Annotated in this window: 21 protein-coding genes; 8 read left to right on the top strand and 13 right to left on the bottom strand. The window is 64.8% G+C overall.

The window, feature by feature from the left end; genetic code table 11:
* Positions 1 to 132: 132 nt before the first annotated feature.
* The 4 genes from U1R88_RS25890 to U1R88_RS25875 form a co-directional block, all read right to left on the bottom strand.
* Positions 133 to 1,050 (bottom strand): NUDIX hydrolase, encoded by a 918-nt coding sequence (locus tag U1R88_RS25890; protein ID WP_322433851.1) that lies wholly within the window; start codon positions 1,048 to 1,050, stop codon positions 133 to 135.
* A gap of 131 nt (positions 1,051 to 1,181) precedes the next feature.
* Positions 1,182 to 1,904, bottom strand: coding sequence for a metallophosphoesterase (locus U1R88_RS25885; RefSeq protein WP_322433850.1), 723 nt, complete (start codon positions 1,902 to 1,904; stop codon positions 1,182 to 1,184).
* Between the two features lie 199 nt (positions 1,905 to 2,103).
* Complete coding sequence (locus U1R88_RS25880; protein WP_322433849.1) at positions 2,104 to 2,886, bottom strand: metallophosphoesterase family protein; 783 nt, start codon at positions 2,884 to 2,886, stop codon at positions 2,104 to 2,106.
* Positions 2,887 to 3,037: 151 nt separating this feature from the next.
* On the bottom strand, positions 3,038 to 5,599 hold the full coding sequence (locus U1R88_RS25875; RefSeq protein ID WP_322433848.1) for a GcvT family protein: 2,562 nt from the start codon (positions 5,597 to 5,599) through the stop codon (positions 3,038 to 3,040).
* A gap of 352 nt (positions 5,600 to 5,951) precedes the next feature.
* Here U1R88_RS25875 and U1R88_RS25870 point away from each other — a divergent pair, with 352 nt between their 5' ends.
* On the top strand, positions 5,952 to 6,269 hold the full coding sequence (locus U1R88_RS25870) for an SH3 domain-containing protein (protein WP_322433847.1): 318 nt from the start codon (positions 5,952 to 5,954) through the stop codon (positions 6,267 to 6,269).
* A 97-nt stretch (positions 6,270 to 6,366) separates the two neighbouring features.
* Positions 6,367 to 7,941 carry an acetolactate synthase large subunit gene (locus tag U1R88_RS25865; protein WP_322433846.1) on the top strand — a complete coding sequence of 525 codons (1,575 nt, stop codon included), beginning with the start codon at positions 6,367 to 6,369 and terminating at the stop codon, positions 7,939 to 7,941.
* Between the two features lie 49 nt (positions 7,942 to 7,990).
* Here U1R88_RS25865 and U1R88_RS25860 read toward each other — a convergent pair whose 3' ends face one another.
* From U1R88_RS25860 to U1R88_RS25835, 6 genes are all read right to left on the bottom strand, one after another.
* Complete coding sequence (locus U1R88_RS25860; protein ID WP_322433845.1) at positions 7,991 to 9,223, bottom strand: MFS transporter; 1,233 nt, start codon at positions 9,221 to 9,223, stop codon at positions 7,991 to 7,993.
* 127 nt (positions 9,224 to 9,350) lie between these two features.
* Complete coding sequence (locus U1R88_RS25855) at positions 9,351 to 9,719, bottom strand: hypothetical protein (protein ID WP_322433844.1); 369 nt, start codon at positions 9,717 to 9,719, stop codon at positions 9,351 to 9,353.
* Between the two features lie 221 nt (positions 9,720 to 9,940).
* On the bottom strand, positions 9,941 to 10,411 hold the full coding sequence (locus U1R88_RS25850) for a carboxymuconolactone decarboxylase family protein (protein ID WP_322433843.1): 471 nt from the start codon (positions 10,409 to 10,411) through the stop codon (positions 9,941 to 9,943).
* A 101-nt stretch (positions 10,412 to 10,512) separates the two neighbouring features.
* A complete protein-coding gene (locus tag U1R88_RS25845; RefSeq protein ID WP_322433842.1) occupies positions 10,513 to 10,776 on the bottom strand; it encodes a hypothetical protein in 264 nt (87 codons plus the stop codon).
* A 50-nt stretch (positions 10,777 to 10,826) separates the two neighbouring features.
* Complete coding sequence (locus tag U1R88_RS25840; RefSeq protein ID WP_322433841.1) at positions 10,827 to 11,453, bottom strand: alpha/beta hydrolase; 627 nt, start codon at positions 11,451 to 11,453, stop codon at positions 10,827 to 10,829.
* Between the two features lie 16 nt (positions 11,454 to 11,469).
* Positions 11,470 to 12,009 (bottom strand): HdeD family acid-resistance protein, encoded by a 540-nt coding sequence (locus U1R88_RS25835; RefSeq protein WP_322433840.1) that lies wholly within the window; start codon positions 12,007 to 12,009, stop codon positions 11,470 to 11,472.
* Positions 12,010 to 12,266: 257 nt separating this feature from the next.
* Between U1R88_RS25835 and U1R88_RS25830 the strand changes: the two genes are divergently transcribed.
* Both U1R88_RS25830 and U1R88_RS25825 read left to right on the top strand, forming a co-directional pair.
* A complete protein-coding gene (locus tag U1R88_RS25830) occupies positions 12,267 to 13,829 on the top strand; it encodes a trimethylamine methyltransferase family protein (RefSeq protein ID WP_322433839.1) in 1,563 nt (520 codons plus the stop codon).
* A 230-nt stretch (positions 13,830 to 14,059) separates the two neighbouring features.
* A complete protein-coding gene (locus tag U1R88_RS25825) occupies positions 14,060 to 14,572 on the top strand; it encodes a TlpA family protein disulfide reductase (protein WP_322433838.1) in 513 nt (170 codons plus the stop codon).
* Positions 14,573 to 14,735: 163 nt separating this feature from the next.
* Here the strand turns inward: U1R88_RS25825 and U1R88_RS25820 are convergent, their stop codons facing one another.
* Positions 14,736 to 17,099: a hypothetical protein gene (locus tag U1R88_RS25820; protein ID WP_322433837.1), complete on the bottom strand. Its 2,364-nt coding sequence runs from the start codon at positions 17,097 to 17,099 to the stop codon at positions 14,736 to 14,738.
* Positions 17,100 to 17,374: 275 nt separating this feature from the next.
* Between U1R88_RS25820 and U1R88_RS25815 the strand changes: the two genes are divergently transcribed.
* A complete protein-coding gene (locus U1R88_RS25815; RefSeq protein ID WP_105864147.1) occupies positions 17,375 to 17,677 on the top strand; it encodes a hypothetical protein in 303 nt (100 codons plus the stop codon).
* Here U1R88_RS25815 and U1R88_RS25810 read toward each other — a convergent pair.
* Complete coding sequence (locus tag U1R88_RS25810; RefSeq protein WP_322433836.1) at positions 17,671 to 18,810, bottom strand: helix-turn-helix domain-containing protein; 1,140 nt, start codon at positions 18,808 to 18,810, stop codon at positions 17,671 to 17,673. The two genes, U1R88_RS25815 and U1R88_RS25810, sit on opposite strands and share 7 nt — an antisense overlap.
* A gap of 140 nt (positions 18,811 to 18,950) precedes the next feature.
* Between U1R88_RS25810 and U1R88_RS25805 the strand changes: the two genes are divergently transcribed.
* On the top strand, positions 18,951 to 19,667 hold the full coding sequence (locus tag U1R88_RS25805; protein WP_322433835.1) for a hypothetical protein: 717 nt from the start codon (positions 18,951 to 18,953) through the stop codon (positions 19,665 to 19,667).
* Between the two features lie 287 nt (positions 19,668 to 19,954).
* On the opposite strand, the gene U1R88_RS25800 is transcribed toward U1R88_RS25805, so the two are convergent.
* A complete protein-coding gene (locus U1R88_RS25800) occupies positions 19,955 to 20,611 on the bottom strand; it encodes a TetR/AcrR family transcriptional regulator (protein ID WP_322433834.1) in 657 nt (218 codons plus the stop codon).
* 332 nt (positions 20,612 to 20,943) lie between these two features.
* Here U1R88_RS25800 and U1R88_RS25795 point away from each other — a divergent pair, with 332 nt between their 5' ends.
* Together U1R88_RS25795 and U1R88_RS25790 are read left to right on the top strand one after the other, a co-directional pair.
* Positions 20,944 to 22,272, top strand: coding sequence for an HlyD family secretion protein (locus U1R88_RS25795; protein WP_322433833.1), 1,329 nt, complete (start codon positions 20,944 to 20,946; stop codon positions 22,270 to 22,272).
* Positions 22,273 to 22,563: 291 nt separating this feature from the next.
* A complete protein-coding gene (locus tag U1R88_RS25790) occupies positions 22,564 to 24,141 on the top strand; it encodes a DHA2 family efflux MFS transporter permease subunit (protein ID WP_322433832.1) in 1,578 nt (525 codons plus the stop codon).
* The last annotated feature ends 136 nt before the right edge of the window (positions 24,142 to 24,277 follow it).

The following is a 24,277-nucleotide window of genomic DNA, read 5'->3' as shown; positions in this document are numbered from 1 at the left end:
CATAAAGATTCGACAGCGCGATCGAGAGAAAGATCAGTTGAAACCCAAGCCCAGGCAGAGCTTCGACTGGCACGATAAGCCTTCTCCCCTTGCGGGAGAAGGGAAACCGCGCCAAACTTGCGAAGCGAGCCGCTACCCCCGCGCCAGCGGCAGCTTGGTGCCGGCGGCCACGCGCTCAGCCAGCACGGCCTGGCGGAAGCGGAACAGCTTGGCAGGGCGGCCGATGGTCTCGGCGGCCATCGCGCCGGTCTCCTCCACCAGTTCCTGCTGCTCGATCAGCCGGCGGAAGTTCTGCTTGTGCACCAGGCGCCCGGCCAGGGCCTCGACGCTGCGCTGCAGTTGCAGCAGGCTGAAGGTGGCGGGTAGCAATTCGAACACCACGGGGCGATATTTGATCTTGGCCCTGAGACGGGCGATTCCGGTGGCGAGGATGCGGCGATGGTCGGCATGCATCGGCCTGCCCGGCACAATCGGCATGCCGCCCACCGCGGCTTCAGGCACCAGCCCGGCCTCATAGAGCAACTCGTAGCGCTGCAGCACGAGTTCCTCGTTCCAGGCAAAGCCTTCCAGCCCGAAGGTGATATCAACCCGTTGGGAACGGATCTCGCGCAGGGCTGCGCTGTCGGCCGCCCCGGCCCAGGCCTTCAGCGGTGCGGCGATACCGGCCTGGAAAAACCCCGGCATGCCGGCACGATGGTCCTCCCAGGGAAAATATTCGTACCAGTCGCGCCAGCCGGTCTCTTCGTCCCGACCGGCATTTTCCCGGGTCAGCCCGAGATAGGAGATCGAGATCGCCCGCTGCATGTCCTCAGCCCCGCGATCCTTGTCGGCGAAGGTATAGAGCTGCTCGACATAGCCCAGCGGATGGCCAGTCTGGCCCTCCACCCAGCTACGCAATCCCGTTTGCAGCGAACGATGACCGGCCTCGAAGGGCCCCGAGGGCAGGCCCCGCCCCTCCTGCACCGTCATCACCCGCGGCCGCCCCGCGGTGACCGCCACGAGCACGGCGATCAGGTCGGCGGTGACGAGGTTGCCGGTCTCTGGCGGCACGATCGATTTCTCCGGGCAAAGGACAGAAGGGAATTGTGGCCCAAAGAGTCGCAGTTGCGGCCGCCCGGAGCAAGCAAGTCGCAGCTTTTGACCAAAGGTTTCAACAAGTGAAGTGCTTCAGGCGGCCCAATTCAAAAAATCGTCGCCTCCGTCCCCTCCAGCAGCACGGCCGTCAGGGGGCCGCCGAAGCAGGCGCCGGTGTCGAGATTGATGCGGTTAGGCCTGAAGGTCGCGATGTCGACCGGCGTATGGCCATGCACGATGCGCTTGCCGAAATCGCCGTCCCAGTCGAGGAACTCGTTGCGGATCCACAAGAGGTCCTCCTCGTCCTGCCGGTCGGGCGGACGGCCGGGGCGAATGCCGGCATGCACGAAGAAATAATCGCCGCAGGCATAGCTGAGCGGCATCCTCGCCAGGAAAGCGAGGTGATGTTCCGGTATCGCGTCGAGAAAGGCGCGGCGCAGGCCATGAAGCGTCGGGCCTTCGGCGAGGGTTCGTTCCAGATCGATGCCGTAGCTCGCCAGCGTGCGCAGGCCGCCATTGTGCAGCCAGGCCTCGGCATCCTCGCCGCCGCGGATGAATTCGAGCATCATGGCCTCGTGGTTGCCCTTGAGCACCACCAGTTCGCAGCCCGGCAGGCCGGCCGCCAGCCGTTCGACCACACGGGCCGAATCCGGACCGCGATCGACGAGATCGCCGACGGAAACGATTATGTGCCGCCGCTGTGGCAAATAGGCCAGGCGCGCTTCGATCTGTTCGAGCAGGTTTTCCAGCTTGTCGTAGCAGCCATGCACGTCGCCGAAGGCGATGACGCTGATGTCGTCGGGGATAGCCGGCAGATGGAATGACGCCATGATGCGCTCCCTCCTATGCCACAATAAGGGGCGTGCGGGCCGGGCGGCAAGAGGCGGACGAGACGTTCGCGGTCCCAGCCTCGGAGGTTCCCGAGCAAGCCTTGCCAGGTCGCGCGGGAAGCGCTGTCCCTGGGACTGCGGACGTCCCGTCCGTTCTCGGAAACACCGCATTCGAAGAGCGGAGCAGCCTTTCAGCCGCTCAGAACACCACGGCCTCGATGCCCTCGAACCGCACCGCGGTCAGCACGCCCGAGGCATAGGCCTTGGTGTCCAGATTGATGCGGTTGCGGTTGAAGTCCGGCTTGCGCACGGGGGTGTGGCCATGGACGATCTTCTTCTCGAAGCGCTGCTTGGAATGCAGGAATTCCTCACGGATCCAGACGAGGTCGCGGTCGTCCTGCTCATCCAGCGGCACGCCGGGGCGCACACCGGCATGGGCGAAGAAATAGTCGCCGATGCTGTAGGAGGTGGGCAGGGCGCGCAGGAAATCGAGATGGGCAGGCGGTATGGCGGCCAACATGTCCTGGCGCAGGCGATCCGGCGTCTTCTCGACCTTGTAGTTCTGCCGGCTGGCAATGCCATAGCTCTGCAGGAAGGCATCAGCGCCGAAGAAACTGCGCCAGGCATCACCGATCGGCTTGTCGTCGAGAAAGCCCAGCAGCGCGTCCTCGTGATTGCCGAGCAGTACGACCAGTTCGCAACCCCGCACGCCGTTCATCAGCCGCTCGATCACGCCGGCGGAATCGGGGCCGCGATCGATGAGGTCGCCAACGCTGACCACGATATGCCTGAGGCCCGGCAGCAGCGAGGCCCGCCTCTCGATGCGCACGAGCAGCGGTTCCAGCAGGTCGAGCCGTCCGTGGATATCGCCGATGGCGACGACGGAGGTCTCGGGCGGCATGCTGGGCGGCTCGGGAAAGCGCTCGATCTTCTTCTTGGCCGTTGGTTTGACGATCGGTTTTGCTATCGGTTTCTTGGGCATGGCGGACTCCCTCGCCCATGCCGGGAGAGGGTCAGGGACTGAGTTCCCTTACTTCCGCGCCCTTCCCCCAAACGTCAACAAGAGCAGGCAATTGTGACGTGGAGAACTCGGCGGCTCCCCCTACCCTGGAAGGAGAAGGGGGAAATCTGCTTCAGCTCCGCGGCTTGGTGTTCTCGGGGTCGTAGAGCGGCTTGTAGCCGACGCCGGCCACCTCGACCGGATAGGTCTCGCCAAAATACTCGACCTTGAACTTGCGGCCTTCCTGCGCATAGGCATGCGGCAGATAGGCGAGCGCGATGTTCTTGCCGATCGTCGGGCCATAGGCGATCGAATAGGTATAGGAACGCCGGCCGAGCTCGTCGACCAGCGTCTCGCCCGTCTCTGGATCCATTACCGGCAGGATGCCGACGGGATAGCGGGCGACGCCCTTGGCATCGACATTGTCGGTGATCACCAGCGTGCACAGCATGGCCGGCTGGTGGGCGCGGGCGCGGTGCTCCAGATGCTTGGCCTTGCCGCAGAAATCGGCCTCCTTGACCTTCGGGCGCTGAAGATCGGTTTCGATCAGGTTGTACTCGGTGTTGAGCTCGGCATTCTGCAGGCGCAGGCTCTTTTCCATGCGGCGGGAATTGGCATAGGTTTCCACGCCCACGGCCATCACGCCGGTGGACCGCAGCGCATCCCAGACCGCGAGGCCATCCTCGTAGCGCATATGCAGCTCCCAGCCCTGTTCGCCGACATAGGAGATGCGGAAGGCAGAAACGTCCTTGCCGCCGATGCGGATCGGCTTGATGGCGGCAAAGGGGAAGTTCTCCGGATCGAGCCCGGCCGGATCCTCCACCACCTTCTTCAGATTGACGCGGGCATTCGGGCCCCAGATGCCGATGGTGACGTATTTCTCGGATGTGTCGGTGACGGTGACGTCGAAGCCCTTGTCCTGGGCGACGCGGCGCAGATAGTTGAGATCGCGCGGGCCGGCATCGGCGCCGTCGACCACGCGGCAGCGATCGGCCATGCGGAACACGGTGAGGTCGGCGCGCACCATGCCGTCCTCATCGAGGAAATGGGTATAGATGCCCTTGCCGACATTGGCGTCGCCGCCGATCTTGGCAGCGCAAACCCATTCCATCAGCGCGACATGGTCAGGCCCCTCGACATCGATCATGGCGAAGTGCGAGAGGTTGATGATGCCGCAATCCTCGCTCATGGCGAGTTGTTCGGCATTGGAGACGCGCCAGAAATGGCGGTTGTCCCACTCGTTCTCGCGCACCGGCACGCGGTTGCCGTATTTTTCCAGCAGATGCTCGTTGGCGGCATAGCCATGGGCGCGTTCCCAGCCGCCGAGCTCCATGAAATAACCGCCGAGCTCCTTCTCGCGCTCGTAGAAGGGCGAGCGCCGGATGTTGCGGCCGGTGTCATAGGGCTCGCGCGGATGCACGGCCGGATTGTAGATCTTGCGGGCCGCCTCGCCGCAGCGCCCCTCGATGAAGCCTTCCTCCAGCATATGCGGGGAGAAGCGGGCATAGTCGATCTTGTTGTGGTCGATCGGCGTGCGCCCGTCGGTCATCCAGTCGGCGATCAGCTTGCCCATGCCGGGACCGTCCTTGACCCAGATGGCGACCGCATACCACAGGCCCCGCACCTTCTGGCTTTCGCCCATGGAGGGGCCGCCATCGGTGGTGACCTGCAGGAGGCCGTTGAAGGAATGGCCTTCGTTGAAGCCGAGCTCACCGAGGATCGGCGTCAGCTCCATGGCGCGTTCGAGCGGCGCCATGATCTGCTCCATGTCGAGGTCGCGTTGCGAGGGCGACAGGCGCGCCTCGTGCTTTTCCAAGAGGTCGCGCGGATGGCACAGGCGCGGATTGGTCTCCTCGTAATAGCCCCACTCGATCTGGCCGCCTTCGGCGGTCTTGGGATCGCCGGTGTCGCGCATATAGGCGGAGTTGCCCTGGTCGCGCATCAGCGGCCAGCCGATTTCCTTGCCGGTGCCGGCGAACTCGTTATAGGGCCCGAAGAAGGTAAGCGGGTGGTCGACCGGCATCACCGGCAGGTCCTCGCCGGCCATTTCGGCGATCAGGCGGCCCCACAGGCCCGCGCAGACCACGACATGATCGGCCTCGATGGTGCCGCGGCTGGTGACCACGCCCTTGATGCGGCCGTTCTCGATGATGAGCGAAGTAGCCGGCGTGTTGGCGAAGGCCTGGAGCTTGCCGGCGGCCTCGGCCTGGTCGACGAGCTTGCCCGCCACGGTCTGCGAGCGCGGAATAACGAGGCCGGCGTCGGGATCCCATAGGCCGCCCTGCACCAAATGCTCCTCGATCAGCGGGAACTTCTCCTTGATCTCGGCCGGCTCGATCAGGCGGGCACGGGTGCCGAAGGCCTTGCCGGAGGCGACCTTGCGCTTGATCTCGTCCATGCGGGCATCGTCGCCCACGCGCGCCACTTCAAGGCCGCCGACGCGGGCGTAATGGCCCATCTTCTCGTAGAAATCGATGGAATAGAGCGTGGTCCAGCAGGACAGGAAGTCGTGGCTGGTGGCATAGCAGAAGTCGGAAGCATGGGCGGTGGAGCCGATATCGGTGGGGATGCCCGACTTGTCGATGCCGACGATGTCGTCCCAGCCGCGCTCGATCAGATGATGGGCGATCGATGCGCCGACGATCCCGCCCAACCCGACGATGACGACCTTCGCCTTCTTTGGAAACACTGCCATTTGCCTGCGACTCCGGATGCGTTGCGGGGGACCTTAGCGCCTCTTCCGCCACGGTTGCTGCCTCAGTGCGACCTTCTCGCAAGGCCGTGCGACCATCACCGCAGGAAGCGGCACCGATGCCATCCCGTTGCCGACTAGCTCTATAGAAGACGCGCCGGAACGATGTCGCATATGGGCCGGGACATGGCCAGAAAACGACGTCATGAGAAATCCGTGTTACCGACGCTGACCGCAAGCCAAGCCATTCCCTTCTCCCCTTGCGGGAGAAGGAAGAATCCCGTCCTGTGCGCGCCGTCACGGCGGTATCCCGCTGCCTGTGGCTTGGTCGGGCATCCACGCATCGGACCCCGCCATGAACCGCTCCCTCCGTCCCCCGCTGCTCGCCGTCTGCCTCGCCTGCCTCCTGCCGGGCGCGGCCTCCGCCATGGAACTGTGCCATCTGCGCAAGACGCCGGATGGCTTCGTCGCCCTGCGCGCCGGCCCGGGCCCGCAGCATCGCCTGGTCGCCAGCATGAAGCCCGAGGACGAAGTGCAATATGGCCAGGGCCGGCAAGGCAAATGGGTCGAGGTCACCTGGTGGCGCGGCGATTCGCGCCTGGAACAGGATGGCTTCAGCAAGGGCGTCCATGGCTGGGCCTTCTCGCCGATGATCGCCAAGGATTGCGGCTGATCCCCGGGAAAGCGTGACACCATCATGCTTGAGGTCTCGTACCGTTTGCGCCTAAGGGTGGTCTGTTCCGAACCACCCAAGCCAGCGGTTTTCAGCCATGCACCAGCCCCTCCCCGCCACCAACGGCATGAACGGCGCCGAAAGCCTGGTGCGCACGCTGGTCGATAGCGGGGTCGAGGTCTGCTTTGCCAATCCCGGTACTTCGGAAATGCATTTCGTCGGTGCGCTCGATCGCATCGAGGGCATGCGGCCGGTGCTCGGCCTGTTCGAGGGCGTGGTCACCGGTGCGGCGGATGGCTATGCCCGCATGACCGGCAAGCCGGCCGCGACATTGCTGCATCTCGGCCCGGGCCTCGCCAATGGGCTCGCCAACCTCCACAATGCCCGCAAGGTGCCGGTGCCGATGGTCAACATCATCGGCGACCATGCCTCGGCGCATCAGGGTTTCGACGCACCGCTGACCTCGGATGTCGCCGCCTTCGCCCGCCCGGTCTCGCATTGGGTGCATTCCTCGCCCAACGCCCGCAGTGTCGCCGCCGATGCCGCCCGCGCCGTGCAGGTGGCACGCACTGCGCCGGGGCAGATCGCCAGCCTGATCCTGCCCGCAGACACCGCCTGGCTCGCTGCCGACAGGCCGGCCGCGCCGCTGCCGGTCCTCGGCCCTGCGCCCGTCTCCGACGACGCCGTGACGCAATCGGTAGCAGCCCTCAAGGCCGGCGGCCCAGTCGCCTTCCTGCTGCGCGGCGAGGCTCTGCGCGGCCGCGGCCTCGCGGCAGCCGGCCGTATCGCGGCCAAGACCGGAGCCCGGCTGATCTGCGACACTTTCGTCCCCCGGGTCGAACGCGGCGCCGGCCGCGTTCGCGTGGAAAGGCTGCCCTACCGCCCCGGCCCGGCGATCGATTTCCTGGAGGGCACGCAGACGCTGATCCTGGTCGGCGCCCAGGCCCCGATCGCCTTCTTCGCCTATCCGGGGCAGCCGAGCGAGTTGACGCCGCCCGGCTGCCGGCCGCTCGTCCTCGCCTTTCCGCATGAGGACGGCACCGGGGCGCTGGAGGCCCTGGCCGAGGCGATCGGCGCCGTCACCCCTGGCAAGGCCTCCGCGCACGAGCCGCCCGGCTTGCCCGCGGACGGCCCCGTCACGGCCGAGGGTATCATGCGCATCGCCGGCCATTTCCTGCCGGAGAACGCCATCATTTCCGACGAGACGATTTCCTCCGGCTTTCCCTTCTATCCGCTGAACGAGACGGCCGCGCCGCATGATAGCCTGCAGCTTTCGGGCGGAGCGATCGGCGACGGCATGCCGGTGGCCACCGGCGCCGCCATCGCCTGTCCCGACCGCAAGGTGGTGTCGCTGCAGGCCGACGGCAGCGCCATGTACACGCTGCAATCGCTGTGGACGCAGGCGCGCGAAAAACTCGATGTCACCACGGTGATCTATGCCAACCGGGCTTACAAGGTGCTGATGGACGAGGTGGCGGGGGTGGGCCTCGGCAGCGTCGGTCCCCGGGGGCTGTCGATGTTCGACATCGGCAATCCCGATCTGGATTGGGTGAAGCTCGCCGAAGGCATGGGCGTGGAGGCTGTCAGGGCGGAGAGCCATGCCGCCCTCGCCGATGCCTTCAAGTCCGCAATGGGACAGCGCGGACCGAGGCTGATCGAAGCGGTGCTGTAGGTTCTTCCGCGCTGACTTTGGCGGATCAGCGCGGCCTTGGTGTGTCCACTCACACCCGCCCGCTCAGATGCCGCACCTTGCGCAGTTCGGGGAACCAGTACCACCACAGGCCGGCCACCGCGATGGTGGCGACGCCCCCGAAGATCACCGCCGGCACCGCGCCGATCAGCCCGGCGGAGATGCCGGCACGGAACTCGCCGAGTTCGTTCGACGCACCCACGAAGACCTGGTTGACCGCGTTCACCCGGCCACGCACGGCATCGGGCGTCCAAAGCTGGATCAGGGTCTCGCGCACATAGACGCTGACCATGTCGAACCCGCCGAAGAGCGCGAACGCCAAGATGGAGAGCCAGACAGCCGTCGAAGCGCCGAACAGGGCAATGCAGGCTCCGACCAGCGCCACGCAAACGAACATCACCATGCCGGCATGATCCTTGATCGGGTGGCGCAGCAGGATCGCCGCCACCACGATAGCGCCGACGCCGGGCGCCGCCCTCAGCATGCCAAGCCCCCAGGGGCCGACATCGAGAATGTCGCGGGCATAAACAGGCAGCAGCGCCGTTGCACCGCCGAGCAGCATGGCGAAGAGATCGAGCGAGATGGCACCGAGCACGATTTTTTCGCGCCAGATATAGCGAAAGCCCGCGACCAGCGTCTCGAAACTCGGCTTTTCCTTCGCCGTCTTCAATTGCGGCGGCGGTGCGATGGTGACGGTGAGCAAGGCGGCGAAGCCGAGCAGCACCAGCGCCGTGCCATAGGCGATATTGGCTGACAGGCCATAGAGAAGGCCACCCGCGACCGGGCCGATCACCGTGGCGATCTGCCAGGACGAGGTGCTCCAGGCGATGGCACTGGCGAGATCCTCCGCCGGCACCAGATTGGGCATCAGCGACTGCTGGGCCGGGCCAAAGAAGGCCCTGAGCGTGCCGAATACCACCAATGTCACGAAGATCGGCACGGCCGTCTGGCTGCCCCACAGGCCGAACAGCATCAGGGCCAGGGCGCACAATGCCTCGCCCGCGAGGCAGAGCGCCATGATCCTGACGCGGTTGAAGCGATCGGCCACCGCGCCGGTGACCAGAACCAGCAGGAAGGCCGGCAGGAACTGCACCAGGCCGACAATGCCGAGATCGAAAGGATCGCGCGTGAGGTCATAGACCTGCCAGCCGACTGATACGCCGATGATCTGGGCCGAGAAACTGCCGAGAAAGCGCGCCAGCCAATAGCGCGCAAAACCGCCGTGACGGAAGGCGCCTGCGCGCGAAAAGGAAAGCTCTGGCATTATGCGGAACCGCGGGAAAAAGGGTCTTCTTGTAGAAAGGCTGGGGATTCGAGGCAAGGTTCTGCAACTGAAGCCTAAGCGATCCGCGAAGGACCTCTCTCTACCGCTGGCGCTGAGCCGATCATCATCATATGCCGCTGATGTCACAAAGGAGATCAACTTTCGAGTCGTCAGGGTGATTCCAGCTCATTCGTCCGATCGTCTTCGCTGCGATGAAGGGAATCGACAGAACCGCACCGCGGGAATTGGCGACTCGCAACTCGAATGAACCGCTTTCCCGAACCACCTTGACCGTCCAGTCCTCCTCACGCACGTCCGGAAACAGGAGAAGGACGGAGCCCGTGGTTCTCGTCAGTTTCGCGCCGCCCTTGCCGTCAAAGACGAACTCAAAGGCGTTGTCGCCTTCGCGACAGATCATCGTTCGCTGGACTGGTTGATCGGCGGCGGCGGGCTGAACCCAGCATGCGCCGGCCATCGCCAATAGGGCGGTTGCCATCGGGAACGCCCACAGGCGCCGTGAATCGTGACTTGGAGCCCTTGCCGAGCGCAGGAGGCGGGCACTCCGGACCGTCATTGTCGCCATGGAATTCACCGCCATTTTGGGGCCAGGTCGTGAATACCGCCATGGCATGACCTGTGCAAATGATGCGAGCGCCGATCATGGTTTAGACGCGGCAAAGCGATATCCTTGCCGCGTCCATACAGCCGCCCGCACTCTCAGGCCGCGACCGCCTTGGCGGATTTCACCAAGGCCGGATCGACCCAGCCGCCGAAACCGACCGCGAGCCGGTTCCAGCCATTGATGACATTGATCAGCAGGGTCAGCTTGACCCGCTCCTCCTCGCTGAAATGCGCCTTCAAGGCCTCGTAGGCCGCTTCATGCGTGTGCCCTTCGCTAAGCCGCGTCAGGGCCTCGGTCCAGCCGAGCGCAGCCCGCTCGCGATCACTGTAACAAGGGGCGTCGCGCCAGGCCGGAAGCAGATAGATACGCTGCTCGGTTTCACCGTTTTCGCGGGCGAACACCGTGTGCATGTTGAGGCAATTGGCGCAGCCATTGATCTGGGAGGCGCGGATCTCCACGAGCTCGCACAGGCCCGGATCGATATTGGCGGCGATGACGAAGGAAACACGCTGCCACTCCTTCATCAGCGCGGGAGCGGCGGCAAGGGGATTGAGCTTGGCGGTCATGGTCGGTCTCCTCGGTTGATACCGAGGCCATGACGATCCGGGATTCGGGTTTGTGACATCCTTTCAGAGTTTTTACATCCGGAACGCAACCGGCAGAATCGTCACTTGCCACAGCAAGGCGTTTCCCCATCTGACACCGTAACGACGGATAGCCGCTCCTTAGCGACGGCAATAGCCCATTCGACGACCTCCAGCGGAACATCTTGCGTGTATAAGGACACGGTCATCGCGTGAGTGGCATCCGAGTAAAAAATCTCTAGAATTGCCGGCGTCTCATTCGGAAAATCGCTAACTTCGACATACATTCCGTCGCGGACGAGATCGCTTCCAAGAACATACCGATATTCAACGCCAGCATGCTTCATGTTTATCCCACCCTTTGAGGAACAAGCTGAAACTTTGCTGTCTCCTACCTTCACACGCCCGTCCCGCCCAGCCTTTCCCGGAGGAAACGGCGGGTCAGTTTCACCCCGGTCGGCGAGATGGTGTGGCCGACACCGCGCAGAATGTGGGTCTGCACCATCATGCCCGCTCCCTGAAGCATCACGCCCGCCCGCCGGGTTTCCTCGGGTGGCACCGCTCCGTCCGCGCTGCCATGCACCAGCAATACCGGCGTGTTGTGGGCCGGCGCGAAGGGAGCGGGCGTGACGAAGCGCCCGGAAAGCAGCACCAGCGCTCCGATGGGCCAGCGCCCGCGGGCCACGGCATCGAAGGCCAGGGTCGCGCCCTGCGAGAAGCCGACCAGGGCGACGCGGTCCAACCGGGCCGCCAGCCCATGCGCGTCAACGAGGGCGCCGATCAACGCATCGAAGGCCGGCCGGGCTGCCGCGATGCGGGCCAGCCGGTTCTCCGGCGTGACGCCCTCCAGGCTGTACCATTGTCGCCCCGGTCCCTGCTCATAGGCAAAGGGCGCATCCGGGGCAATCACGGCCGTATTGGGCAGGGAGCGACGCAGCACGCCCGCCAGCGGATCGAGATCATAGCCGAAGGCGGCAACGCCATGCAGCAGGATGACGAGGCTGCCTGTTACCTGAACCGTCACGACACGCTTGGCAATCTCAGTGGCCCCCGCCAACCCTGCTGCGCAGCGCCATGCCGGTCATCAGCGAGGCGAATCCGTAGAACAGGAGCTCGACACCGAGAAGGATACCGAGCAGCGAGGAAGCCGATTGCTGGAAGTCCGAGAAGATCAGGATTGCCAGCAGAATCGAAATCAGGCCTGACAGCAGCAGCCAGGTCCAGTTGGCGGAAGAGCGGATGTTGAAGGCGACGATTACCTTGGCAAGGCCGTAGACCAGGAACATCGCCCCCAGCAACGCCGTCAGGGACACCACGCCGGCCAGGGGATTGAGCAGCAAGGAGGCCCCGAGCAGCAGCGCGAGAATACCCATGAGCGCCGTCATCAGGAAGCCACCCCAGGCCCTGATCACAGTGGCATGCACCAATTGCCCCACGCCGAGCACGATGAAGGCCCAGGCTGCCCAGACCACCACCACCAGCGAGGCGAAACCCGGATGGATCAGCGCCAGGATGCCGCCGATCACCGCGATCACCCCGAGAATGACAAACCAGGGCCAGGACCGCTGCAGAACTTCCATCGTCGTCTCCCCCTTTGCCGTTGAAGAACGATGAGCAACATAGCATTGCCGCAACCGGATTCGAGCTTTCAGCAACAATATGGTTTCGATGACGCTTCAGCCTATTCTCGGCGGTCGCCGCCCTCGCGCAGCCGCCTCCAATATCCTGCCTACGCCGCACACGTCGCTTTCCGGCAATTCGGCGGCGCGCTTGAGCCGCAGGTGGGCGACGCATTCCCCTATTCAAGTCTCAGGTCCAGAATTCTCGGGAGAACGCCATGACGGACGCAGCCGACAACGCCACGCATACCGAAGCTCCGTCCGCCTCGCGCCGCGGGCGCGACGCCCGCCGGGCCGCCCGCGTGCAGCGCGGCGGCACCTCGGTGCCCTATATCAGCCGCAACATCCCGCTCACCGAGGTACTCTCGGAAGAAGCGATGCAGATCATCGAGCACAATGCCGAGACCCTTCTGGAGGAAGTCGGCATCGAGTTCCGCGAATATCCGCGCGCGCTCGAACTGCTCAAGGCCGCCGGCTGCGACATCAAGGGCGAGCGCGTGCGCTTTCCCCGCGGCCTCGCCCGCAAGCTGATCCAGACCGCCCCCTCGCAATACATCCAGCATGCCCGGAATTCCGAGCGCAACGTCGTCATCGGCGGCAACAACACGGTGTTCGCGCCTAATTACGGCTCACCCTTCGTGCACGACCTCGACAAGGGCCGGCGCTACGGCACCATCGAGGACTTCCGCAATTTCGTGAAGCTGGCCTATGCCAATCCCTATGTGCACCATTCGGGCGGCACCGTATGCGAGCCGGTCGACCTGCCGGTGAACAAGCGCCATCTCGAGATGATCTATGCGCATATGCGCCTGAGCGACAAGCCGTTCATGGGCTCGGTCACCGCGCCCGAGCGCGCCCAGGACACGGTCGACATGGCCAAGATCCTGTTCGGCGAGGAGTTCATCCAGCAGAACACGGTGTGCACCAGCCTGATCAACGCCAACTCGCCGATGGTGTGGGACAACACCATGCTGGGCGCGGCCGACGTCTACGCCCAGAACAACCAGGCCTGCATCATCACGCCCTTCATCCTCTCCGGCGCCATGAGCCCGGTGACGGTGGCCGGCACGCTGACCCAGGTGCTGGCCGAGGTGCTGGCCGGCGTCTCCTTCCTGCAGCTGGTGCGTCCCGGCGCGCCCGCCATCTTCGGCACCTTCGTCTCCACGCTCTCGATGCAGTCGGGCGCACCGACCTTCGGCACGCCGGAAGCGGCGCTCGCCATCTACGGCGCCGGCCAGCTCGCCCGCCGCATGAAGCTGCCCTTCCGCTCCGGCGGCTCGCTCTGCGCCTCCAAGATCCCGGACGCCCAGGCCGCCTATGAGAGCGCCAACACGCTGATCCCGGCGATGTTCGGCGGCGTGAACTTCATGCTGCATTCGGCCGGCTGGCTCGAAGGCGGCCTTTCGGCCTCCTATGAGAAGTTCGTGATGGACTTCGACCAGCTCGGCGCCATGCATGTTCTGGCCAAGGGCGTCGACATGTCCGAGAACGGCCAGGCCATGGACGCCTTCCGTCAGGTCGAGCCGGGCGGCCACTTCCTCGGCTGCGCCCACACCCAGGCCAATTTCGAGACCGCCTTCTACCGCTCCAACATCTCCGACAACAATTCGGTGGAGCAGTGGGAAGCCGAGGGCAAGCAGGACGCCGCCCAGCGCGCCAACAAGATCTGGAAGAAGACGCTGGCCGACTACGAGGCCCCCGCCATCGATCCCGGCAAGGACGAAGCCCTGCGAGATTTCATCGAGCGCAAGAAGGCTGCCGTTCCCGACGCCAATTACTGAGATCGCCTTGCCGGCACGTTGCTCACGCCGCCCATCTGGGCGGCGTTTGCTTTAGAAAAATCATCCTTCCCCTCAATTCCGAACCTGTTCGCAACCGTTCCCGCTCCGTTGCCAAGTCTCTCGCACAACCTATGGTGGCCAAACGCCTTGGGATTTGATGGTGTCGCCTCGAATCGCAGCAATGCGCCGAAGCAAAGAGCCAGGGCAAAGCACCACATGGGAGAATCGTCATGATGGGCCGCAGGGCATTCCTGGCGAGTATCGCCGCCAGCCTGACGACATCGGTCCGTGCCGAGGACCCGGCTCCGACGGATTCGAATGGCACCGTGCTCGGCCCCTTCCAGGTGGAGCCCCTGGCGGGCCTTGCCGACATTCCCGCCCCCACGCTCGAAGCACTGCAGGACCAGGTCACCGTCCTCAACTTCTGGGCCTCGTGGTGCCAGGCTTGCCGGGAAGAGCACCGCTATCTCGTCGACCTCCAACGCAAGGGCGTTCGCATAGCCGGCGTCGCCGTCCAGGACCAGGACGAGGCGGTGCTGCATTATCTGGAAAAGGCGGGCAATCCCTACGGTCTCGTCGGCATCGACAACAAGCGAGAGCTCATCACCATGCTGTCCTTGCGTTCGATCCCGCAGACCTTCCTGATCAGCCGGCGTTGCGAGGTCGTCTGGCAGACGGACGAAGGCCTCGACAATACGCTGGTGGCCGAGCTCCTCGGCAAGATCGGGGCCATCGGCGGCTAACGCTACAGTCGTAATTCTGTTGCTTGAGCGTCATTGCGAGCGAAGCAATCCACAAGCTACGAAATCCCTATTTTTCGGTCCCTGGATTGCTTCGCTTCGCTCGCAATGACGCGTGAAAATCGACTGAAAATCAAAATTCCAACTGGAATGCGGCCGCGCCGCCTCACAAAGCCGCCACCTTGCGCCGGATCTCGGCGATCTCGTCGGCATGATCGCCGCTCCGGGAGAGCAGGTCGATCAATGCCTCATAGGCGCCTGCCTGGTTTTCCACCGCGGCGCCACGCAGGCGCGCCAGCTTTTCCAGAAGCTCTATCTGGCGGCGGCGCGTGGCGATGGCCGGTTCGGTGCGATCCAGCCCCTGCTCGGCCCTGGCGATCTTGTCGAGGATGCGGGCTCGGCGGCGCAGAAGGCTGTTGTTCTCGGGATCGTCGGCGAGGCTCTTGTCGCTCGCTTCGAGGGCCTGGCCGAGATGGGTCAGCGCCGCCTGGTATTTGCCGGCTTCCAGATAGGTATCGCCGATATTGATGCTCGACACCGCCAGGAAGTCCTGATCGAACTTCTTCTCGCCGAGCTTGTCGAGATGGGCAAGATTGGTTGCCTGCGCCCGCTTGTAGTGGATCAGCTTCATCATGGTGGAGCGGGCCGCATGGCCCATCGCCACCTGGATCGCCGACATGGCCTCGTAGGAGCCCCCCTTGTCCGGATAACGCTCGAGCAATGTCGCGCCAACCTGCGCCCCTTCCTGGTAGCTGGCCTGCGCGCCCTTGTCGTCGCCGACATGGCGCTGCTCGTCGCCGAGATCGCGCAGAGCCCAGACAGTGTCGCTGAGTTCGTCGAAACCCGCGGGGTTCTTCTCCTTCTGCTCGCGCCGGATCTCCACGCGCTTGCGGGCCTGGTTGAGCGCCTCCTTCTCCCGGTTCGCCGCATCGAAGGCGTCGGAGAGATCGCGATAGGCGTCTGCCAGGCCGTCCAGGCGACCGGCCCGCTCGGCGGGATCGCGCGCCAGCGGCTCGCGCAGGGCGACCTCGCGTTCCAGCAGACCAATACGCGGCGACTCGATGCCGGCCTCCTCCAGACGTTTGGCTAGGACATGCAGGGCATCGGCGATCTGCAGGAGCAGGCGCGCCCTCTCCCTGCCGCCCAGCCCGTCGATCGCGCGCAGGCGAGGCTCGGCGGCATAGTCGATCAGAGCGCGCGCATGAGCGTCAGCATCAAAGCGACGGGCATCCCGCCGGCCGAGCTCGAACAGGTTTCGCGCCGCCGCGATGAAGCGCCAGCTCTTCTCTCCGTCAACCGGCGCGGCCGCGAGCTCCACCATGGACTGACGATAACGCCGCATCGCCGCCTCCACCTCGCCTTTCGTCTGGTAGCGGGCGGCGATCATATCGCGCAATTGCGCCCGGCGTTCAGGCTCTGCGAGCACGGAGAGCAGCTTCGTCTCGATGGTCTCGGCCGTGGCGACGTCCTGCTTGTCGATGCGCTCGCCAGCCAGCGTCACGGCCGCCAGGATGAGGTCGTCGCCGCTGCCCAGGGCAGGATCATCCTGCGTTCTCGCCCGCAGCCGCTCCAGGCCCTCGGCGAGGGTCGCTGCGGCCTGGACAGGCTCGGTCTTGCCCTGCGCCGTCGCCCTGACGCGATAGCTGGCGACGAGAGCCTCGACCTGGATCGCGTCGAGGCGCGCTGATCCCGGCCCTGGCTCGGCCAGGACGGTGAGCGCCTCGGCGTCAGCGAGGGCCAAGGCCGCCTTGTCGGTGAGGTTGCGCTCGTCGGCCCGCGTCGTCAGCGCGCTCACCAGGAAACTGCGCGCCTTCGGCTCGGCGGGCGCGACGCTGGTCCAGCGGCGGCAGATCTCGACGAGGCGGTCATGTCTGCCCTCGTCGTCGTAATTGTCGCGCAACGCCTCGGCCAGGAGCGGGAAGCGGGCCGGGTCGCGCGGGGCCCGTTCGAGCCGAGCCGAAAAGGCCTCGATTGCCGCCCGCAGCACGGCCGCTCGGGCCTTGCCGACATCACGGTCATAATCCTCCATCGCCTCGTCGAGATCGAAAACCGCCCGGCGCGCGATCAGGCCCGCCAGCAGGTCAGCGTCATCCGCCGTCAAGGCAGCCCGACCGCGGCGCAGTGCATCGCTGCGCATGGCACGGAGATCGGCCAGTGCCGCCTCCACCAGTGACGTGATCTTGGCGTCGCCCTCCTCCTCTTCCGCGTCGATGGTGGGAATGCTGAGCAGGCGTGCCAGGGCTGCGACCACGGGATCGCCCGCCTTGCCGGCCTTGGCGAGGAGATCGGCCAGGGAGGTGGCGATGGCGGCCTGCTTGCGGTCGTCGCCGCCCAGCATGATCAGTTCGAGCCGGGCAAGGTCATCCGTGGGATTGGCCTCGAGAGCCTTGGCCAGGCGCTCGATACGGGGCTGCCGGTCTTTCTTCTCCAAGCCCTGAAGGATGGTAATCGCCGTCTGATAGGGGAGGCCCAGTGGAGTCCTCCCCGTCGTCGCGCAGGCCGCCGGCTCGCCTGGACAGGATGCAGACACGGCCGGCGGCGCCATGAAGGCCAAGCTCAAACCCAAAGAGCCCAGAACCAACCAGACGCCAACTCGCCACCCGGACCGCATGCCATTCCTCCGCAACCGCAAGACGTTACGTCATCCTGGTGACGAAAGGAAACAGCCGCGTGACCCCGATTCGGGAAAGACCACACGGCGTGTTTCAAGGTGTCGAATCGCACGGAAACGGCAGGGCCGCAGTGGCATCGTCATCCCATCAGAGCAAGCGCAGCCCGCGCAAGACGAGAGATGGGAACGAGACAATGTTCAAGAAGATCCTGACCGGAGCCCTGGTTGCCGCCACGCTGGCCGGCACCGCCATTGCCACCACCGGCACCGCCGAGGCCCGCAACGGCCGCCATGGTGCCTTCGCCGCCGGCGCCGGCATCGGCCTTCTGGGAGGCCTGCTGGTGGGTTCGTCCTACAATGGCGGATACTATGGCGGCGGCTACTATGACGATTACCGCCCCGTCTATTATCGCGAGTATCGCCGCTGCACCATTCAGAAGCGTTGGGTCGAAGATTATTACGGCGGTCACTGGGCTCGCGTACGGGTCTGCTACTGAGTTGCGTTGCGTTCGAGTTGCGTCAAGTTGCGTTGCGTGATGTCGCGTTGCGTTTTGGGGCCCCGCCACGGCGGGGCCTTTTGCTTGCCGGCCTCAGCCGTTCCGCTCGGCACAGCGCACTGCCCCCGCCGCCAGGCGATGGGGCTGACCCCGGTTAGGCGCAGGAATTCGCGGTTGAAATTGGATTTGCTCAGGAAGCCGGCCTCCATCATCACCTGGATGATGGAGGTATCGGTGGCCGCCAGCAGGCGGCACGCCTCCTCGATCCTGTATTTGTTGACATAGTGCGACACGCTCATGCCGTGGATGCGGTTGACGGCCGAGGAAACGCGCCGCGCCGGCAGATTCAGCCGCCGGGCGAGCCGTCCGAGATTGAGGTCGACATCCTTGTAGAGCTGGCGATCCGCCATCAGAGCACCGAGGGCCAGCGCCACCGCCTTGTCCTCGTCGCTGCCCGGCCGGGCGGGCGGTTCGGCAACCGGCGGCTCGGTCTCCTCCGCCGGCGCCGTCGATCCTGCCGAGGCCGCGGCAACGCCCAGCACCAGCAGCACCACGACGTTGCCGCCCGACACCATGGCCTCGGAAATCATGCCTCCCATCCAACGCATGTCGAGGCTGATGACGATATCCGTCAGCCCGGAGAGAAGGCAGGCCACCGCGGTGATTTGCAGCGCGCGATAAGACCGCAACACTCCGTCCAGCCGGGGCGCTATCAGCGCGTCCGGGCCGGCCAGCGCCAAGCGGGTCAGGGCGAGGCCGTAGCCAAGGAACGCCAGGATGACCACGAGGTCGATCGACACGGACGAGATCGCAAAGAGCAGCCCGACCAGGCCGGCGGGCAGGAGATGGGGCCAGACCTTGGCCCAGCGCAACGCCGGACCTTCGGCGGTGAGACCGCGAAAGGCAAGCCAGGCCAAGGCCGGCGTCAACGCGGCCAGCATGGCCTGAAGCGGGATGAAAGTCCTGATCCCGTAGCCCCAGCGCAGGCCCAGCAGCACCGAGAGCACCGCGAAACCAAGCAGCAAGAGGAAAAAGGCATTGTCGCGCCACGAACGATCGCCCTGCCGTACCATCTGCACCAGGAGGATGGCAAAGAGCAAAGCGCTGACGAAGGGCAAGGGCACGAAGATCATTTGGTGCTTCCGGAAACGGGACGAATCTACACCATTTCTGTCCCCGATCATGTTCGCATTCGTCCGCGATCGCGATCGAGGTCGCCGGATGTGGCGGATTTCGGCTTGGTCTTTCCACAATTCCACGAGGAAAGACCGCCATGCGAACGCTTTTGAGCATTGCCGCCCTGGTCATTACCATCGCCTGGATGGCCCCCGGCGGGGCTCGTTCCAGCCTTGGCCAACTCGATGTCAGCTCGGTGACGGCGGTGACGATCACCGGCCCAGCCGGCCTGATCCGGCTGAGCGCCAGCCGCGACGGCCCCTATCGCGCCGAACTGCGTGGCCAGCCGGACGGCTGGTTCGCCTTCTGGCGCTCAAGCTGGGCTTCGAATGGCTGCGAGAATGTCGGCTCGATCCGGCTCGACGGCACCGAACTGCGGGTCGACACCGGCAGCCGCGCCTGGTTCGGCGCCTCCGATTGCCGGCTCGAACTCACCGCCACCCTGCCCGAGAACGTCGCCGTCTCCATCGAGCAGGACGCAACCTCGAGCCGCCTGTCGGGCAGCTTCGCCTCGCTCGACATCAAGAGCCGGGCCGGCGATATCGCGCTGGACGGTCATGCGCACGACGTCTCGATCGAGGGCAACGCCATCCGGGCTCGCCTCTCTTATGCCCGCATCGAGCAAGACGAGAGCATTGACCTCGGCGGCAATGCCATCGACGCCGAGTTGCGCTTCGCCGGCGCGGAGGCAGTGAACTACGCGGTGAGCGGCCATGCCTCGCTGGTCGACAGCGCCCTGCCGAACAAGCCGGGCATCAAGCCGGCCATCACCGTCAAGGGTGATTTCCTGCGGGTGAGCATCCGCGGGGGATGATCGATCAGGAAGTGGCGCCACAAACCTCCTCCACGAAGCTGGGGGAGGTGTCACGACGAAGTCATGACGGAGCGGGTGTGGCGTGCAATGCGCCAGGCATAACGCGATGGCGCGACGGTCCTGCAATCTACCGAGAAAGGAGAGCTCTGCCCGCCGCCCCCCTCCCGACCTCGCTTCGCTCGGCCACCCCATGCATTTCACCCGGAAATGCAAAGCCCACTTCATGGAGAGGGCTCGTCGCGCCCTCTCCGGCTTGGCCGTGACAAAGCGGCCAAAAGAACCGCCCGTTACTTCTTCACGCCATAAGCCGCCATGAACACCCGCACCGCCGACTGCGCCACCTCGCGGATGCGCGCCTTGGTCGGCGGCGTGTTGTTGGCCATGAAGAACATCGGCTTCAGCAGGGGACCGTGCGACATTTCCAGGAACTGGGCGGCGGCCAGCTCCGTATCATCGATATCGAGCTGGCCGGCGGCCACGCGCAGATCGAGATATCTAGCCAGTTGCTTGCGGGAATGGCCGGGGCCGGCATTGTAGAAATGAGCCCCGATATCGGGCATGCGCTCGGTGATGCCCATCACGGCGCGCATCGCCGAGATGATGCGCGGCTGGCAGATGAAGGCGGTGATGGCGGCGGAAAGCTCCAGCAGCGTGCCTTCGACGTCGGGCGAATTGTAGTCGAATTCGAAGATGCGCTCGACATGGGAGGAGCGCTCCTCGTCGACGATCGCCGCGAACAGCCGCTCCTTGTTCTCGAAATAGACGTAGAGGGTGCCCTTGGAGACGCCTGCCTCCTTGGCGATGTCGTTCATGCTGGCGCCTTCGAAACCATGGGCCAGGAAGACACGACGCGCACCATCGACGATCTGGCGGCATTTGGCATTGTCGGCGGCCGGTGGGTCGGTAGCCGGCTCTTTCGCAGGTGCCGGGCTTTCGGCGAGCATGACGGAAATCCCTCCAAAAAATTGACTGAACCGTTCGGTTCGATTTTTATTGCGTATCGCAGCGCAACATGATAGTCAACGAAAACTGACTGAACCGTTCGGTTCGATCCTGACAGTCCCAGCCAGACGGTATTGATCTTGTCGACCGGAGCAAAGCGCGTTTCCATGGAAACGCATTTTACTCCAAGCCTTTGTTCTAATGCATATTTGCGATCCTCGGCATAGCCACCCAAATCGTAGAATGCTCCGGGGCAAGATCAACACGGTCTGGTTTTGCAGGCAACTTTTTCGAGTTGTCCAGGGGCGTCTCACCTTCCGGTTGGGAGACCACGATGGACGCAGCTCGCGACCACAATGCCGTTCCGGGTGGCCAGGGAGCCACCGGCCCGGCCGACGCTACCGACAATGTCGTGACCTTGGAGCGCCAGCGTACCGACGCGCCGGCAGCGCCCGAGACGGGGAAGGCGGAGGCCCCGAAGGCCGAAGCGCCCGCGGCTCCGGTGCAGTCCAAGCCTGCCGCCACTGCCGGCAAGAAGAAATCAAAGGCCCGCACCGTCCTGCCTATCCTGCTGGTTGTCGCCCTCGCGGCGGGCGGCTGGTACGGCTATGACTGGTGGACCAATGGCCGCTTCATGGTCGAGACCGACGACGCCTATGTGCAGGCCGACGTGTCCACCTTGGGCGTGAAGGTCTCGGGCTATGTCGACAGCGTGCCGGTGCAGAACGGCGACAGCGTCAAGGCCGGCGATGTCATCGTCAAGCTCGACGACACCGATTATCGCACTGCGCTCGAATCCGCCAAGGCCAAGCGCGCGACCCAGAACGCCACCATTGCCCGTATCGACCAGCAGGTCGTGGCCCAGCAGGCGGCGATCGAGACCGCCAATGCCGGCGTCGCCTCAGCCAAGGCGGGTATCGAGTCGGCCCAGGCCGGCGTCGCCTCGGCCAAGGCCGAAATCGTGCGCGCCAATGCCGCCTTCGACCGCGCCGACGCGCTGGCTGCCCGGGATTTCGGCTCCAAGGCCACGCTCGACCAGGCCACCGCCGACCGTGACAAGGCCAATGCCGGCCTTGCCAGCGCCAATGCCACCCTCACCAATGCCCAGGCGAGCCTGAACAGCGCGCAGGCCAATGTGATCGCGGCCAAGGCCAATCTCGCCGTGACGCAGGCCCAGAAAGCCGAGGCCGAGCAGGGCGCCAAGGAACTCGATGTCGCCATCACCAAGGCCCAGAACGACCTCGACGCCACCGTGGTGCGCGCTCCCACCGACGGCGTGGTCGGAAACCGTGCCGCCCAGCCCGGCCAATATGTCTCGCCCGGCTCGCGCCTGATCGCGCTGGTGCCGCTCAAGAGCATCTATGTCGCCGCCAACTTCAAGGAAACCCAGCTCGCCCCCCTGGTGCCCGGCCAGAAGGTGGAAGTCTCGGTCGACTCCATGGACGGCAATACCTTCGAAGGCGTCGTCGGCAAGTTCTCGCCGGCCTCCGGCTCGGTCTTCAGCCTGCTGCCGCCCGAGAACGCCACCGGCAACTTCACCAAGATCACCCAGCGCGTGCCGGTGCGTATCGAGGTTCCTGCCGACATCGCCCTCAGCGGCAAGCTGCGTCCCGGCCTGTCGGTGGTGGTGACGGTCGACAGCCGCACCGGCCCGAAGGGGTAAGGCAACAAGAAGCCTTCTCCCCTTGCGAGTTTCGTCAACTCTCTTGAGTTGACTAGGGGTGTACCGGCGAAGCCGGGCCGGATGAGGGGTCGCACCGCCTTTCCGGCAAGGTTGCGCGCCTCCTTATCCGGCACTTCGTGCCACCTTCTCCCGCACGGTGAGAAGGCTATCCACTCCCGGAGCAAAGCGCGTTCAGAGCTGAACGCCTGTTTGCTCTCATTCTTTGGTTCGACGCGTCTTTGCGATTCTAGGTGACTCCGTCAAATCGCAAAACGCTATGAGGAGGCCGCCATGGCCACCGCAACAGCCACCGCCATACCGGCTCCCGCCGAAGAAACCATCGACAAGCGCAAGCTGATCGCCTTCCTGGCGATGGTGTTCGGCATGTTCATGGCGATCCTGGACATCCAGGTCGTCTCCGCCTCCCTGCCCCAGATCCAGGCCGGCCTCGGCGCCTCCGGCGACGAGATCCCCTGGGTGCAGACGGCCTATCTGGTGGCCGAAGTGGTGATGATCCCGCTCTCAGGCTTCCTCTCCCGCGCCTTTTCGACGCGCTGGACCTTCGCGGTGTCCTGCGCGGGCTTCACCTTCATGAGCTTCATGTGCGGCACCGCGACGAACATCAACGAGATGATCATCTATCGTGCGCTGCAGGGCTTCATCGGCGGCGGCATGATCCCCACCGTGTTCGCGGCCGCCTTCACCATCTTCCCGCGTTCCAAGCAGGCCATCGTCTCGCCGATGATCGGCCTGGTGGCGACGCTCGCCCCCACCATCGGACCCACCGTCGGCGGCATCCTCACCGATGCGATCTCCTGGCACTGGCTGTTCTTCATCAATGTTGTGCCGGGTATCATCGTCACGCTGATGACCTTCGCCATGGTCGATTTCGACGAGCCGGACCTTTCCCTGCTCAGCAATTTCGACTGGACCGGCCTGATCTCGATGGCGGTGTTCCTGGGCGGCATGGAATATGCGCTGGAGGAAGGGCCGGGGCATGACTGGTTCGCCGAAACGCCCGTTCTGGTGATGTCCGTGCTCGCGGCCGTCGGCGCCGTGGTGTTCTTCGCCCGCGTATTGCTGGCAAGGCAGCCCATCGTCGATCTCCACGCCTTCAAGGACGGCAACTTCGCCACCGGCTCGCTGCTATCCTTCGTGCTGGGCGTCGGCCTCTACGGCCTCACCTACCTCTTCCCGGTCTATCTTGCCGGCGTGCGCGGCTATGATTCGCGCATGATCGGCGAGACCATGTTCGTCACCGGCCTGTGCATGTTCTTCACCGCGCCGATCGCGGGCAATCTCACCCGTTTCGTCGATCCGCGGCTGATGATCGCCGGCGGCTTCATCGGCTTTGCGGCCGGCACCTGGATCATGACCGGCATCACCCATGACTGGGATTTCTACGAGATCCTGCTGCCGCAGATCCTGCGCGGTGTCTCCTTGATGATCTGCATGGTGCCGATCTCCAACATCGCACTGGGCACCCTGCCACCGGCGCGCATCAAGAACGCCTCGGGCCTGTTCAATTTGATGCGCAACCTCGGCGGCGCGGTGGGCCTTGCCATCATCAACACCGCCCTGAACAAGCGCCAGGACCTGCATCTGTCGCGTCTGGGCGAGGCGGTGAACTGGAGCCGCGACAGCGTCATGCAGACCTATGAGAACATGAAGGCCGGCTTCGTCGCCTTCGGCGCGGCAGCCGACCAGATGACCGTCTCCAGGCTGGTCGGGCTGATGCGGCGCGAGGCGCTGGTGATGGCGTTCTCCGACGTGTTCCTGCTGCTGACGCTGCTGTTCGGCGTGCTCAGCCTCTCCATCTTCATGCTGAAGAAGCCGCAGATGGCGGGCGGCGGTGGCGGCGGGCATTGAGGAGTATATCATCCTGGACGCGATGCGTCACGCGGTGACGCTTCGCAGATCCGGGATCGCGAGATGAGCGCGTCTTATCCGGCATACGGTCCCGCATCTGCATCGCATCACTTCGTGCTGCAATGCGTGCGGGATG

Source organism: Labrys sedimenti (assembly GCF_034424805.1).
In the GTDB taxonomy this organism is placed as follows: domain Bacteria; phylum Pseudomonadota; class Alphaproteobacteria; order Rhizobiales; family Labraceae; genus Labrys; species Labrys sedimenti.
The sequence above is the reverse complement of the archived record's forward strand: the minus strand, read 5'-3'. Positions and strand labels throughout refer to the sequence as shown.